This window comes from Nitrobacter vulgaris, assembly GCF_002028545.1.
GTDB lineage: Bacteria > Pseudomonadota > Alphaproteobacteria > Rhizobiales > Xanthobacteraceae > Nitrobacter > Nitrobacter vulgaris.
This window is the reverse complement of the sequence record NZ_MWPQ01000031.1, coordinates 45,172-59,638: the sequence shown is the minus strand read 5'-3', so window position 1 is coordinate 59,638 and position 14,467 is coordinate 45,172. Positions and strand designations below refer to the sequence as shown.

Here is a 14,467-nt window from a genome sequence, read left to right as displayed (position 1 = left end):
TAAACGCCGACTATCGCCCGAATCGCTTCATGCCCTTGCGTCAAGGTATGGCATGGCAACAACTGATTGCAAGCAACGGACTGTGAACGCGGCCGCCGTCGGCGCGATCACTGTCCATCCGGCGTACGCATACCCACCCAACTGTCGCGAACCTGATGGTAGTGGACACTCGGATCGTACACCGTGGTGTTTAGCTTAAGCACCTGCGGCGACAGCCGACCAACGGCATTCAAAACCGCATAAGAGGCAACCACGCGATCGTGTTGAGCAGTCACCAGCGCAACGCGCGCGCTGACGAGCGTCTGTTGCGCGACCAACACGTCGAACGTGGTCCGTTGCCCGGCCTTGGCCTCTTCGCGGATGCCGTTGACCGCAATCTCGGATGCCTCAACCTGTGCCTGCGCCGACTTCACCTGCAATTTGGTCGCGACGAGCTGGCCCCACGCCTGCACTACGCTGGCGCGTGCCTGGGTGCGGACCAACTCGAGGGTGAGACGTTGTTGCGCCAGCGTTTCCTTGGACTGGCGGATCAGCGAATATTCAGCGCCACCCTGATAGATCGGCACCGATACCTGTGCGATCGCAGATGCTAGGAGCTGTTTCGGCACCGTGAGCTGCTGGTTTTGGCCCTGTTGCACATTGGCCTGAAGGATCACGCTCGGGAACAGCGCCCCCTCCGCAACCTTGACCAGCAAGTGACTGACGTCGATGCCATACATCGCTGCGGTCACATTGGGATTTTGGATAAGGCCGAGATCCACGGCACCTGCGAGCGTTGGAGGCAGGAAGCGATCGACCGGCGACCCCGGTGCCAATTGCCCCGGTTCGTTGCCGATGATGCGCTGAAAATTCGCGCGCGTGGTCGTGAGGGTGGATTCAGCGGCCATAAGCTGGGTGCGACCGGAGGCGAGTTGCGCTTCCGATTGCGCCACGTCGGTGCGGGTCACCTCGCCGACATTAAAACGATCACGCGTCTGCTTCAGCGTCTCCTCAAGCACGCGGACATTGCTGCGCTGAACTTCCACAATGGCGGAATCCCGCAGATAGTCCATATAGATGGTTGCGGCAGCGAGTAGTACGGTCTGCTCGAGAACCCTTAATCCCTCGCGCGCGGCCGAAACCTGTCCTTCCGCAGCACGGGTTCTATTTGCAGTCTGGAAACCGTCGAATAGCGTCTGTGAAGCCGTGGCGCCGACAGCGAATGGTGTCTGATTACCCTTGATCCTCCCCAGTACATTTCCCTGACCCGGCAGACCTTGGCTAAAGGTAATGTCGGTATGTTGAAAGCCGCCGCTCGTGGTTACGGCGACTTTGGGCCGATAGCCCGACAGGGCTTGGGGCACGCTCTCATCGGTAACGCGAACCGAGGCGCGCTGAGCGTTGAGTTGAGGATTGCTCTGATAGGCTCGCACTAGTGCGGACTCGATGGTATCCGCGAAAACCCGTGTCGCCACCCCCGGCCACACGGTCGCAAGAGCCAACACAGCAGCTCCGGCCACCAGTCTCACACCACCCATCCGCGAAGTTCCATTCTTCATCTTATCAGACGTTAAGGCGGAGCCTCCACGCCGGATCATCCCCTCAAGTCGCTTGTCCCCGTGCGAAACATATTCGTCGTCGGGGTACTAAGGAAACCCCTTTGGGGCCGTTTCAGCGGAAACTCTACGTCTGGGGCGTTGGAGCCACACTTGACACTTCCGATTATCTTGAAGAGCCGAACCAGCCGCAGTTGAAGCTCATATCTTCAATTCTCCTGCCTTTCATAGAATTAAATGAACAAAATCCGAGAAATACACAAAAACTGACAATACCTATGACACCGATTGAAGAGCTTAAATGTAATGGACTCACGCAGGACGGCTTTGAAAACCGTAACACCTGCCCTCGGGGAGCGAGTGTGCCCGTCGTGGACTGATTTTTACGTTACCAGCCTCGAAATCCTTGACTTTCGATGTTTCGAGTCTAGTTTGCCGGCCAAATGCAGGCCTGATGCGGGCCGGCTTTTCCGTTTCCCGACATCAAGGGTTTGCACATGGCCAAGGCGGTCACCATCAAGGTCAAGCTGGTTTCCAGTGCTGACACAGGCTTCTATTACGTAGCTAAAAAGAATTCGCGCACCATGACCGACAAGCTGGTCAAGAAAAAATACGATCCGGTCGCGCGCAAACACGTCGAATTCCGCGAAGCCAAGATCAAGTGACGATCACGTAAGATCGCTTCATCGGCGGTGAATTGAGCGGAGCTTTCGGGCTCCGTTTTGCATTGGCTTGATGCCACCTTCGGCGTCACGGCTGGCGTTGCTGCCACCGGGGCTCAGCCGAGCGCCACGCCCCCGCCCATACGCTCGTCACCTTCAAAAAGGGCGCCGCGCACATCGTGCCTCGTCACCGTCGCGCGGGTCGCGACCGATGGCCAAGACGCATTTCATAGTGCCGGAGAAGAAAGCTGCGACCGATCGTTGGTTCGACGATGCACCACACGCGGGATCAAAATCGCATTGATATAATGACTACGCCGCCTCCGCCACGACGCGGTTTCGGCCGTCATGCTTGGCGCGGTAAAGCGCGACATCGGCGCGCTTGAGAACGTCAGAGACAGGCTCCCCCTTCCGCTCCAGGGTTGATAGTCCGATTGAGATGGTCACCTTGATCCGCTTCATCCCCTTGTGGACGGAAAACGGTTCGCCAGCAATCGCGCGGCGCAGACGTTCGGCCACCATGCTCGCGACATGCAGATCGGCCTCCGGCATCACGACCACGAACTCCTCTCCGCCGTAACGGCAGGCGAGATCGATGCCTCGAATGGTTTTGCGGATTCGCAGCGCGAACTCTCGCAGAACATCGTCACCGGCATCATGACCGTAGCTATCATTGATCGACTTGAAGTAATCTATATCGAGCATCATGAGCGCTAATGACTTGCCCCGCAGCGAGGCCTGCTCGGCCAGCGTCGCCAGATGGCTTTCCATGTAACGTCGGTTGTGCAGCCCGGTCAGTCCGTCCGTGACAGCCATTTCGATCGAACTCTGCATGCTGTCACGCAGGTGACCGGTGTAGCGGCGGCGGCGAACTTGCGTGCGCGCGCGGGCAAGTAACTCATTCTTGTCGATCGGCCGCATCAAATAATCATTGATGCCAATCTCAAGACCACGCAGCAATCGTCCGTTGCCGTCGGCATCAGCAACAGCCAGAATCGGAACGTGTCGCGTCCGCTCCAGCGAGCGCGCTTGACTGCACAACCGCAAACCGTCGAAATTTTCCAGCCCGAGCGAGACGATAAGGAGATCGTAATTGCTTTCTGCGGCACGAAACAGCGCTTCGGAGGGTTCGGTTTCAATATCAACGGTGTGTTCGGCGCTCAGCATCGATGCCAACCGCTCGTACGACGAGGGGCGGTCGTCGACCAACAGGATACGCCCGCCCTTCCCGCTATCACCAACCGCCTCACGCTCCGGCGCCTGCACGCCGATTTCGAGCGAGGTCACGGCCCTCATGCGCAGTTCGTCGGTCATCATCTTCAGGCGCGTCAACGAACGGACCCTTGCGGTCAAAATCACATCCGATACCGGCTTTGTCAGGAAGTCATCGGCGCCGGCTTCGAGGCCGCGCACGCGGTCGGACGGACTGTCCAACGCCGTCACCATCACCACCGGAATAAAATGGGTTGCGGGGTTTGCCTTCAGCCGACGGCAGACCTCAAAACCGTCCATGTCAGGCATCATCACGTCGAGGAGAATGATGTCGTACTCGGCACGGGCGCAGGTCTCCAGTGCTTGCGCGCCATTAGAAGCGGTTATGACGTCGAAATATTCCGCCGACAATCGTGCTTCAAGGAGCCGGACGTTGGCGGGGATGTCGTCGACGACCAGAACACGCGCAGACACTCTTATCTCCTCAACCCACGAACCGGCGGACGGTCTCGATGAACTTGCCAACCGAAATCGGCTTCGACAGGTAAGCCTCGCAGCCGCCCTCGCGGATACGTTCCTCGTCGCCTTTCATTGCAAATGCTGTCACAGCAACAACGGGGATCGCGCGCAGTTCAGGATCGTCTTTGATCCAGCGCGTGACATCGAGACCGGACACCTGCGGCAACTGAATATCCATGAGGACCAGATCGGGACGAAGTTTGCGAACCAGATCGAGCGCCTCGAAACCGTTGCTGGTCCCGGACGTGTGGTAACCATGAGCCTCCAACAGATCGCGAAAGAGCTTCATGTTAAGCTCGTTGTCTTCCACAATCAGGACCGTCTTGGCCACCCTGGCCCTCCAGTCGACTCGGTGCTCATCCACGCTGGTGAGCGAAAACATGCCGGCACAGCAATACTTATCCGCTAACTGGAGTTAGATTTGCACTAGAATTCGCTCTAAGCTGTTAAGACGTAAGACGATCTTTATGCGAGCGGATTAGCACTTGTTTGAAGGTTTCGGGACTCGGTCATGCTGGTTCCAAAGTAGAATTGATAGGTTACGGAAAGGCAAACGGTCGTGACGACAAAGCGTGTGCAAAACCCGCGCGAAGCAGCTGAATTGGTAGCAATTCAGGCCCTTTCGTTTGTCGCGGCCGACGCCGAAATTTTAGGCCGATTTCTAGCCGAGACCGGAATTGGTCCTCAAACTCTGCGCAGCTCTGCCTCCGATCCGCACTTCCTCACCGGCGTGCTCGATTTCATGCTGCGCGATGACGCAACCGTGGAGGCATTTTCGGAGTTTTCCGGACATCATCCCACCACTATCGCAGCCGCCCGGCTGGCGCTCAGCGAATCCTTTCAGAAACGCGACGTCCCGTGACCGCAGGTCCGTCGGATGGTCCCTTATGCTTTTGCCGCGATTGTCTTGATGACCTCAGCTTTACGGCGCCCCGTTGCAGCGCGTGTGGCTCACCCCGGCTGGTGCGACATCGGACGCTACCGGCACTGGCCCTCGCCCACATCGATTGCGACGCGTTCTACGCAACGGTCGAAAAGCGGGACAACCCGGCCTTAGCAGACAAACCCGTAATCGTAGGCGGTGGTCGGCGCGGCGTGGTTCTGGCCGCCTGCTATACTGCTCGGACGTATGGCGTGCATTCTGCAATGCCGATGTTCAAGGCCCTTGCGCTTTGCCCCTTTGCGACCGTGGTTCCGCCCGACATGGCGAAGTATGTGCGGGTCGGTCGTGAGGTGCGCACCACCATGCAGGCGCTGACGCCGCTGGTAGAGCCGCTGTCGATCGACGAAGCCTTTCTCGACCTGAGCGGCACCCGGCGTGTTCACGGCATGATTCCAGCCAAGGTGCTGGCGAAATTTGCAACTGACGTCGAGCGCGAACTCGGCATCACGGTATCGGTCGGACTGTCGTGCAATAAGTTCCTCGCTAAGATCGCCTCTGACCTCGATAAGCCCCGCGGATTCACGGCGCTCGATCAGGACGAAGCGTGCATTATGCTCGCGGACAAACCTGTAAGTTTCATGTTCGGCGTCGGTCCGGCCACCCAGGAGCGTCTGTCGGAACGCGGCTTTCGGACAATCGGCGATCTGCAGCGTGCCAACGAAATGGAAATGATGAAGCAGTTTCCGGCCGAGGGTCGCCAATTGTGGCGGCTGGCACGGGGCATCGACGACCGGCGGGTGATCGCAGATCGCGGCGCCAAGACCATCTCGAGCGAAACAACGTTCGAGTCCAACATCCGCGATTTCGCCACGCTCGAACGGTTCCTCTGGCGGCTGTCGGAGAAGGTCTCCTCGCGACTGAAGGCAAGTGAGCTAGCGGGATCGACCATCACGCTGAAACTCAAGACCGCCGATTTCCGGCAACGGACCCGTTCGCAATCAATCCCCGTTTCGACGCAGCTTGCGGTAAAGATTTTCGCAATGTGCCGAGAAATGCTGACGAAGGAAATCGATGGCACAGCTTTCCGCCTGATGGGAATAGGCGTCAGCGCGCTCCGGGCGGAATCGCAAGCTAACGTGGCCGATATGCTGGATCTTCGCTCAGCTCATGCTGAGCGGGCAATGGATGACCTTCGCAAGAAGTTCGGGAGCGCGGCCGTAATCCGCGGCCTGGCCTATGAAGGACCCGAAAAACCACGTCAGCAATAAGACAACGTCAGTAAAAGACTGGCTCATATTCCCAAAATACCCGGAAGCCATCGTTCGGGAGCATCCGTGAATATCTTTTGCCTGACATCACTTGCAGGGCCTGGCACTCCTGACATCGCTGACGTCGAATTTATCCATCGTCCCGGAAATCACGAAATCATTGTAGTCGAGCACCAACGCCCGCGACACGCCATCCTCGAACAGCTCGAAAGACATGGAGTAATTCGGGATCTGTTCACCGCCGGTACGTGCAGCGTCGCGTTCGTAGTAGCTGACAGTGACGGGCCATCGCGTCAGGGTCTTCATCTGACTATGGGTGGTCGATGGATCGGGCGACGATCTCGTCGCTTCCCCCCGTATGGGCTTTCCGATAACCGAAAAAGTGTTGTAGACTTTCTCACCGTTGTCGGCTCCGTCATACACGGTTAGCTCGAGCATCGACTTTCCTTCTTTTGCAGCCGCGATGATCCGCTGGATCTGTTCGGTCGGAAACACCGCCTTGCCGTCGACGGTGAACGTTTTGGTCGACGGCCGTTTCAGTTTCACGGTAATCTTGTCACCGGTGCGCTCAGCGACTCCGTCAACCTCGCTCTGATCGTCATCGTTCATGCGAGTCATGATCTTGAAACGGTAAGTCCTTCCCTCCGCGTCCTCCCAGCTCGTGGACTGCATATCGCTCAGCGTGGTTTTACCTTCGCCGTTGTCCATTTCTGAAACTTGCCTGAAATCAGACGTATAGCCCTCGCAAGTGCTTCCGGAAAACTTGTAAAGGATTCGTCCGCGGGCGCTGTCCAGGGACGTGCTGCCACGAGACTTCGCCAGGCTCAAATTATACAGAGCCTGGTGGGATAAAAACGGAACGCCGGCAGCGGCGTGCGCGGCATCACCAGATGTCGGCAGGAAGGCAGCGGCTACGGTCGCCGCCAGAAACCCTGACCAAAGCCACAAGGCGGAGCGATGGAAATGATGGCGCATATCGTCTCTCGATGGACCAAATCCGACCATAGTCACCGCTCCATTGCGCTGCAACTGGGGAGGTACGGCCGCACACTGCGATTTTGCGGCCTATCCCGAAAGTTTGATCGCCCGTCAGATACTTGCCCGAACTCGGCATTGGCTTGCATGTCGTACGACGATAGGCGAGATAGGCTCCTCAACGGATTTTGAGTGGAACATCCATTACTGGGGGGTCTGACATGGCGGGAGTGATTGAGCAGAAGTTGGCCGCGCAGGGCATCACCCTGCATGAACCAGCATCGCCCGTGGCGAATTACGTCGGCTTTGTCCGTACCGGTAACCTGCTGTTCGTATCCGGACAGCTCTGCCTCGATTCCGACGGCAACTTGATCGCGAAGGGCAAGCTGGGCGCAGGCGTTACCGTTGAAGAAGGCAACGCCGCTGCGCGCGGCTGCGCCCTCAATCTGCTGGCGCAAGTCAAAGCCGCGCTCGGCGATCTCGATAAGGTTGTCCGCGTCGTCAGACTGGGCGGCTTCGTCAACTCCGCTCCCGATTTTCTCGATGGACCCAAGGTGTTGAATGGCGCATCGGATCTGATGGTTGCAGCGTTTGGCGACAAGGGCCGCCATTCACGCAGCACCGTCGGCGTCGCCTCCCTTCCCGCAGATGCGGCGGTCGAAATCGAAGGTCTGTTCGAAGTCGCCTGACTCTGATGCGCGCACCCGACTGGCTGACAGCACGCCCGATCGCCCACCGCGGCCTGCATGACCATGCGCGTGGCATCGTGGAGAACATGCCTGAGGCGATCCGGGCGGCCATCGCCGGAAACTTCAGCATCGAGGTGGATATCCAGCTTACCGCCGACGGCGAGGCCATGGTCCACCATGACGATGAACTTGGCCGACTGACCGAGGGATCGGGAGCCTTGCAGACCCAGACCGTGGCCGAACTCAAGCGGGTCGTTTTCAAGCACACGTCAGAAAGAATGATGTCGCTCGCGGAACTCTGCGCGATGGTCGGCGGCCATGTGCCGCTGGTGATCGAGGTCAAAAGTCATTTCGATAGCAGCACGCGGCTGGTGCGACGCATGGCGGAGGTGCTGTCCGGCTATGACGGGCCGGCAGCCGGTATGTCTTTCGACCCGGATCAGGTCATGGCGATGCGCGAATTGATGCCGTCGCGCCCGCGCGGTATCGTCGCCGAACGCCATTACACGAAGACCGACTGGCCGAAGACTACCTCGCTCCAGCGCGCCGCGATGACCCATCTGCGTCATGCCTTTCGCACCCAACCGCATTTTGTGGCTTACAACGTGAACGAACTTCCAGCTCTGGCACCTTGGATTGCAAGAAACATTTTCAGATGTCCCTTGCTGACGTGGACGGTGCGCACTGCGGAACAGCGCGCTCGTGCCGCAAGACACGCCGATCAGATGATCTTCGAGGGTTTCCACCCGAACACATGATCCGGCGACCCTTGTTCTCGTCTACATCGCGTCCAACCTCTGATGTCGTGTGATGGAATCAAAGGTGTCTCCATAGGTTTGATTTGACAAATTTTTTCGCGATAATCCGGCGTCTGCTTCTTCGCTCGGAAACACTATAGGACCAGTTCAACCCCTGATGTCGTCATCCGAAATATCGCTCGCAGCCGTTGGATCCGTCAGCGAAATTCCGGCTGGCGACTGGGATGCTTGCGCCAATCCGGCGGTCGCTCCTAGCGGAGCGCCCGGCGGTGCGATCTCAGCGCCACCTCAAAATTCATTTTCAAGTTCAAAAGAAACATACAATCCATTTGTTTCGCATGCCTTTTTCTTAGCTCTTGAAGAATCCAACTCGGCTTGCTCCCGAACCGGTTGGGGGCCGCGCCATTTGATTGCGCGCCAAAATGGAGCAATCGTAGGTCTCGTTCCCTGCTATTTGAAGTCACACTCGCAGGGTGAATATGTCTTCGATCACGGCTGGGCAAATGCCTACGAAAGCGCCGGGGGGCGCTATTATCCCAAGCTTCTGGCTTCGGTTCCGTTTACGCCGGCTACCGGTCCGCGGCTTCTGATCTGCCCCGGCAGCGACCAAGCGGCCGTCTGCGCCGCGCTGGCCGGTGGCCTCGTCGGCTTGTGTGACGCGACCCGCACGTCGTCGGTCCACGTCACTTTTGCCCGCAAGGAAGAATGGACGTTCCTCGCAGAGAACGGATTCCTCCAGCGTACCGACCAGCAGTTTCATTGGCAGAATAACGGCTATTCCAGTTTCGAGGATTTCCTCGCCAGCCTCAACTCGCGACACCGCAAGGCGATCCGCCGTGAACGTCGCGATGCGCTGGCCAACGGCATCACCATCCACGTCCTCACCGGCAGCGATCTCACAGAGGAAATCTGGGACGCTTTCTTTCAATTCTATATGGAAACGGGATCGCGCAAGTGGGGCCGGCCCTATTTGACCCGGCCGTTCTACTCCCTGATCGGGGAAAACATGGGCCGGGATATCGCTCTGATCATGGCCCGGCGTAACGGCCGCTGGATCGCGGGCGCCATCAACTTCATCGGCTCGGACACGCTGTTTGGACGACACTGGGGCGCCATCGAGCATCATCCTTTTCTGCATTTCGAGGTCTGTTATTATCAGGCGATCGATTTTGCCATCCATCGTCGCTTGAAAACCGTAGAGGCTGGCGCTCAAGGCGAGCATAAGATCGCGCGCGGTTATCTTCCGCAGACCACCTACTCGGCGCACTATATTGCCGATCCGGGGCTGCGCCGCGCGGTGGGTGACTACCTCAATCGCGAACGTCAGTATGTCGCCGCAGCGGCCAGCGAACTTACGGAGGCCGGCCCATTTCGCAAGACCGGCGACGATGGCATCTCATGACCTCCTGAGCACAGGCATCGGGAAGTCATGACAAGCTCTGATCCCGGCGTGCGGGAGAACTGAACCGTCAGCCGGTTTCGAAATCGCCATCCTGCGGCGGAGCAATCGGCGTGAATTGGCAGCGGTTCGGCTTGATGTCGATCAGCGGCGTTTCGTCGAGACAATCCAGTCCGCGCACCAGCACGGTTGATCCCTCGATACCGACCAGCTTGACCAGCGACGTTCCCAGCGGATTGGGACGCACCGGGGATCGTAACGAAAACGTACCGTGGGTTGCGCCACTGCTTTTTGGGGTCTGTAGCACGATGTCGCGGCGCGACAGGTGCAGCCAGTAAATCACCTCGATGCTCTCGTACTTCTCGAGCCCCTGCAATGCAGGCTTCCAGGGATCAAAAATCTCGAGACGGCAAACCGGGCCGTCTTCACGCCCTTGACGCGGGGTCTTCAGACGGGATGTCCACGGCGTACGAATACGGCCAATGAACACCAGGCCGGCGTCCGTCGGCGGCGGTAGCTCGACGACGACCTCTCCTGCCCTGACTTCGCTTTCTCGCACCATCGCCGTTAGCTCCTCGCATCCCTGATATCACGATCCCGATCGTTATTCACCGCCAAGTATAACCAATCTCGCCCTGATGACGCAGGGGGCGCGTGCCGAACGGCGTCGCGCACCGCCGTGGATGCCGGGTTTAACCTTTCACGTGCGGGTTTCGCAGCACGAGGCAGGCGCCGCCAGCACGCCGAATCTGTTTGCATAGACCATCGGCTTCCGGGCGGGTATCGGCCCCGATCCGCACCTGATAGAATGTCCGGGTACCGCGGCTGCGCCATATCGAACCCAAAAGACTCGGATCGCGGTCGCCGATCACGGCGCCAAGCCGCCGGATGGCTCGTGCGTACATGGCCATGGCGCGGACGCGGCTGAAGCCGGCTGCGAGTTGTACGCCCCATAACTTGTCGGCACCGAGCTTCACATGCTGTTCAAGCTCCGAAACGAAAGGATTGGGCGCGCGCGTCAACAACGCCATCAACTCACGGCAACTCGTCGTCGATGGCTGCGCTGGTAGCGTGCCGCTCCTACCGGCGGCAGCCCAGTCCTCAACCGGCGATCCCGTGATCGCGACAACGTAGTTGCGCGTCTCCGCCGGCATGCCCCCCTTGCCGTCAAGCCAGTCCTGCACCCGGCGCGGTCCGGCATTATAGGCTGCGGCCGCCAATCCCAGATTGCCGAACTGCCCGCGCAACTCGTTCAGGTATTCGGCTGATTTCGGCAGAGCCTGTACCGGATCGAACGGATCGAGCAGCCGTCGCTCATTTGCCGTCCCCGGCATAAACTGCGCAATGCCCTGGGCGTGCTGACCGCTGCGCGTCAACGGTCCCACCGCGTCGGGCTGAAACCGGCTTTCTTGCCAGATCACGCGCGCGAAAAATTCCAGCGGCAAGCTCTCGGCCTTCGCCGCCGACTCGACCATCAGACAGATCGATTCGCGCGTGTCTTGATCTGCCTTATCGGTCTTGTCGGTTTTGTCTTGATTTGTCTTGTCGGCCTTGACGGCAGGTCCGGGATCAGCCGCTGTCTCCGCGCCGACCTGCGCTAGGGCACTTGGCACCAGCAGCGTGATGGCGAATGCGCATCGCGCGAGAACCAGCAGACGTGGAACCACGCCGATTCTCTTCCCAGACGGCGACGAAGCCAGCTTCATCCCGCAAGCATAACAGGCTTCTTGAGGAGCCCGATATACCCTCTCCGGCCCCGGAAGGGATCATCGCGTTGGATTCCGAGAACCGGCATTCGCTGCCACCAAGCAGCAGCGAATGCCATGAACGATCCAATTGCGCCTTTAGCGTTTCGAGAACTGGAATGAGCGGCGGGCTTTCGCCTTGCCGTACTTCTTGCGCTCAACCACGCGGGAATCGCGGGTCAGGAAGCCACCCTTCTTGAGTACGCTACGCAATTCGGGCTCGAAGTTTGTCAATGCCTTGGACAAACCGTGACGGACAGCTCCCGCTTGACCAGACAGGCCGCCGCCGGCGACGGTGCAGACCACGTCATATTGACCGGCGCGCGCGGCGGCAACAAGCGGCTGCTGAATCATCATTCGCAGCACAGGACGCGCGAAGTAAATGTCGACCTCTCGGGCGTTGACGAGAATTTTTCCGGCGCCCGGCTTGATCCAGACGCGGGCAACCGCGTCCTTGCGCTTGCCGGTGGCGTAAGCACGGCCGTACTTATCGACTTTCTTGGTGTGCTTCGGCGCTTCCGACTCGGCCGACTTCAGCGACGACAACTGATCGAGAGACTGCATGGTATCGGACATAATTATGCGGCCCTCTTGTTCTTGCGGTTCATTGCGCCGATATCGACGACTTCCGGCTGCTGGGCCTCATGCGGATGCTCCGCGCCGGCGTAGACACGGAGATTGCCAAGCTGCACGCGTCCCAGCGGTCCACGCGGGATCATACGTTCAATGGCCTTCTCGATGACGCGCTCCGGGAAGCGACCCTCGAGGATCGACTTCGCAGTGCGCTGCTTGATGCCGCCAATATATCCGGTGTGATTGTAATAGACCTTGTTGTCACGCTTGCGGCCGGTGAGAACCACCTTGGCGGCATTGATGATGATGACATTGTCGCCGCAATCGACATGCGGCGTATAGATCGGCAGATGCTTACCACGCAGCCGCATCGCAACGAGTGTGGCGAGCCGTCCGACCACCAGTCCGCTGGCGTCGATCAGCACCCATTTCTTCGTCACTTCGGCGGGCTTAGCCGAGAACGTTTTCATGTGAGAGATCCGTGAAAAGAAACCTCGGCGCCCACGCACCGAACCATTGGGATTCTAGAGAAGCGACCATCTCTAGTCAACGCCCCTAATAAGGTATTTCTATATAATAATCATATACTTATGAAAACGGTTCTATATTACCTGTGAAATTTCCAAGTGTTCGGAAGAGAATAGGTAGATGTCGCATGTGGTTGGATCGGGCGACGTGCCAGAATAGCGTTCCCTTCCCGACCACTAGCTTGCCGAGTTGGAGCTAACGCAAAACCTCATGATCTGTTCTGGACCACCAGATGAGTCACGATGCCTCCGACGACAGCATATCCGCGGGACTTTCAACAAGGAGCGGCTCGGCGTGAGCACGTGATTTTGGTTTAAAGCATCGCGGCCACCGTCGCGACGCGCGGAAAAAGCCGACGCTTGAGGCAGCGCCTTGACGGCGACCCGCGATCCCATCAGCATCCACCGTGTCACATTCGACCGAGTACACAGGACACGAGATGACCGATCGCATCCCAGGCTTTGCAACGCTTGCTGTCCATGCCGGCGCTCAGCCTGATCCGACCACCGGCGCACGCGCGACGCCGATCTATCAGACCACCTCGTTCGTGTTCAACGATGCCGAGCACGCGGCCTCGCTGTTCGGATTGCAGGCATTCGGCAACATCTATACCCGCATCGGCAATCCGACCAACGCAGTGCTGGAAGAGCGAGTCGCCGCGCTCGAAGGCGGCACTGCAGCGCTCGCGGTAGCCTCGGGACACGCCGCGCAGGTCATCACGCTTCAGCAACTCATGAAGCCCGGTGATGAGGTCATCGCGGCGCGCAAGCTCTATGGCGGGACGATCAATCAGTTCACGCATGCATTCAAGAGCTTTGGCTGGAACGTGGCGTGGGCCGATCCGGACGACGTCGAGACTTTTGAACAAGCGGTCACGCCGCGAACACGGGCGATCTTCATCGAATCCATCGCCAATCCGCGGGGCTCAATCACCGATATCGAAGCCGTCGCCACCGTGGCACGCAAGGCCGGTGTCCCCCTGATCGTCGACAATACGATGGCGAGCCCATACCTGATCCGGCCGATCGAACACGGCGCCGATATCGTGGTTCATTCGCTCACAAAATTCCTCGGCGGCCATGGCAACTCGCTTGGCGGCATCATCGTCGATGCAGGTACATTCGACTGGTCGAAGGACAACAAGTTTCCAATGCTGAGCGAACCGCGTCCGGAGTATCATGGAATCCGGATACAGGAGACATTCGGAAATTTCGCATTCGCGATTGCTTGCCGTGCGCTTGGCCTGCGCGATCTCGGCTCGGCGCTTTCGCCGTTTAATGCATTCATGATCCTGACGGGTATCGAAACGCTGCCGTTACGGATGCAGAAACATTGCGAGAATACGCAGGCGATCGCTGAATGGCTGGCCGTCCACCCTGCGGTCGCGGCCGTCAACTACGCTGGATTGCCCGGCGACAAGTACAATACCCTTGCCCGCAAGTATTCGCCCAAGGGAGCGGGCGCGGTCTTCACGTTCAGCCTGAAAGGCGGATACGACGCCGGCGTCAATCTGGTATCGAAACTCAAGCTGTTCTCGCACCTTGCCAATATCGGCGATACCCGATCGCTTGTTATCCATCCGTCATCGACCACGCACAGCCAACTCGACGATGCGGCTAAGACCAAAGCCGGTGCCGGACCCGATGTCGTTCGCCTGTCAATCGGCATCGAGGACAAAGAAGATCTGATGGCCGACCTCGATCAGGCCATGGCGTGAAGAA

15 protein-coding genes are annotated in these 14,467 nt (G+C 58.7%); 7 read left to right on the top strand and 8 right to left on the bottom strand.

What is annotated here, in order from left to right; translation table 11 throughout:
• Positions 1–107 precede the first annotated feature (107 nt).
• Entirely contained in the window at positions 108–1,517 is a 1,410-nt protein-coding gene (locus B2M20_RS07175; RefSeq protein WP_079446386.1) for a TolC family outer membrane protein, read from the bottom strand.
• Between the two features lie 515 nt (positions 1,518–2,032).
• Here B2M20_RS07175 and rpmG point away from each other — a divergent pair.
• The gene (gene rpmG / locus B2M20_RS07170; RefSeq protein ID WP_007603295.1) at positions 2,033–2,200 is read left to right on the top strand and encodes a 50S ribosomal protein L33; all 168 of its coding nucleotides are present in this window, start codon (positions 2,033–2,035) and stop codon (positions 2,198–2,200) included.
• 309 nt (positions 2,201–2,509) lie between these two features.
• Here the strand turns inward: rpmG and B2M20_RS07165 are convergent, their stop codons facing one another.
• Entirely contained in the window at positions 2,510–3,883 is a 1,374-nt protein-coding gene (locus B2M20_RS07165) for a PleD family two-component system response regulator (protein ID WP_079446385.1), read from the bottom strand.
• Between the two features lie 10 nt (positions 3,884–3,893).
• The gene (locus B2M20_RS07160; RefSeq protein ID WP_011314701.1) at positions 3,894–4,259 is read right to left on the bottom strand and encodes a response regulator; all 366 of its coding nucleotides are present in this window, start codon (positions 4,257–4,259) and stop codon (positions 3,894–3,896) included.
• A 228-nt stretch (positions 4,260–4,487) separates the two neighbouring features.
• Between B2M20_RS07160 and B2M20_RS07155 the strand changes: the two genes are divergently transcribed.
• The gene (locus B2M20_RS07155; RefSeq protein ID WP_079446384.1) at positions 4,488–4,790 is read left to right on the top strand and encodes a DUF3572 domain-containing protein; all 303 of its coding nucleotides are present in this window, start codon (positions 4,488–4,490) and stop codon (positions 4,788–4,790) included.
• Positions 4,787–6,079 carry a DNA polymerase IV gene (locus B2M20_RS07150; protein WP_079446383.1) on the top strand — a complete coding sequence of 431 codons (1,293 nt, stop codon included), beginning with the start codon at positions 4,787–4,789 and terminating at the stop codon, positions 6,077–6,079. The genes B2M20_RS07155 and B2M20_RS07150 overlap by 4 nt, the downstream gene beginning before the upstream one ends.
• 87 nt (positions 6,080–6,166) lie before the next feature.
• Here B2M20_RS07150 and B2M20_RS07145 read toward each other — a convergent pair whose 3' ends face one another.
• Positions 6,167–7,054, bottom strand: coding sequence for a cell envelope integrity EipB family protein (locus B2M20_RS07145; RefSeq protein ID WP_079446382.1), 888 nt, complete (start codon positions 7,052–7,054; stop codon positions 6,167–6,169).
• A gap of 221 nt (positions 7,055–7,275) precedes the next feature.
• On the opposite strand from B2M20_RS07145, the gene B2M20_RS07140 reads away from it, so the two are divergent.
• The 3 genes from B2M20_RS07140 (at position 7,276) to B2M20_RS07130 (ending at position 9,903) form a co-directional block, all read left to right on the top strand.
• Positions 7,276–7,743: a RidA family protein gene (locus tag B2M20_RS07140; protein ID WP_079446381.1), complete on the top strand. Its 468-nt coding sequence runs from the start codon at positions 7,276–7,278 to the stop codon at positions 7,741–7,743.
• A gap of 5 nt (positions 7,744–7,748) precedes the next feature.
• Positions 7,749–8,501, top strand: a complete 753-nt coding sequence (locus B2M20_RS07135) for a glycerophosphodiester phosphodiesterase family protein (RefSeq protein WP_079446380.1) — start codon at positions 7,749–7,751, stop codon at positions 8,499–8,501.
• 157 nt (positions 8,502–8,658) lie between these two features.
• A complete protein-coding gene (locus tag B2M20_RS07130) occupies positions 8,659–9,903 on the top strand; it encodes a GNAT family N-acetyltransferase (protein ID WP_173815942.1) in 1,245 nt (414 codons plus the stop codon).
• 67 nt (positions 9,904–9,970) lie between these two features.
• Here the strand turns inward: B2M20_RS07130 and tsaA are convergent, their stop codons facing one another.
• The 4 genes from tsaA to rplM form a co-directional block, all read right to left on the bottom strand.
• On the bottom strand, positions 9,971–10,462 hold the full coding sequence (tsaA, locus tag B2M20_RS07125) for a tRNA (N6-threonylcarbamoyladenosine(37)-N6)-methyltransferase TrmO (RefSeq protein WP_079446378.1): 492 nt from the start codon (positions 10,460–10,462) through the stop codon (positions 9,971–9,973).
• A 130-nt stretch (positions 10,463–10,592) separates the two neighbouring features.
• A complete protein-coding gene (locus B2M20_RS07120; RefSeq protein ID WP_079446377.1) occupies positions 10,593–11,606 on the bottom strand; it encodes a lytic transglycosylase domain-containing protein in 1,014 nt (337 codons plus the stop codon).
• A gap of 138 nt (positions 11,607–11,744) precedes the next feature.
• Positions 11,745–12,221 (bottom strand): 30S ribosomal protein S9, encoded by a 477-nt coding sequence (rpsI, locus tag B2M20_RS07115; RefSeq protein WP_079446376.1) that lies wholly within the window; start codon positions 12,219–12,221, stop codon positions 11,745–11,747.
• Between the two features lie 2 nt (positions 12,222–12,223).
• Positions 12,224–12,688, bottom strand: a complete 465-nt coding sequence (gene rplM, locus B2M20_RS07110; protein WP_079446375.1) for a 50S ribosomal protein L13 — start codon at positions 12,686–12,688, stop codon at positions 12,224–12,226.
• Between the two features lie 497 nt (positions 12,689–13,185).
• On the opposite strand from rplM, the gene B2M20_RS07105 reads away from it, so the two are divergent.
• On the top strand, positions 13,186–14,463 hold the full coding sequence (locus B2M20_RS07105) for an O-acetylhomoserine aminocarboxypropyltransferase (protein WP_079446374.1): 1,278 nt from the start codon (positions 13,186–13,188) through the stop codon (positions 14,461–14,463).
• Positions 14,464–14,467 lie beyond the last annotated feature (4 nt).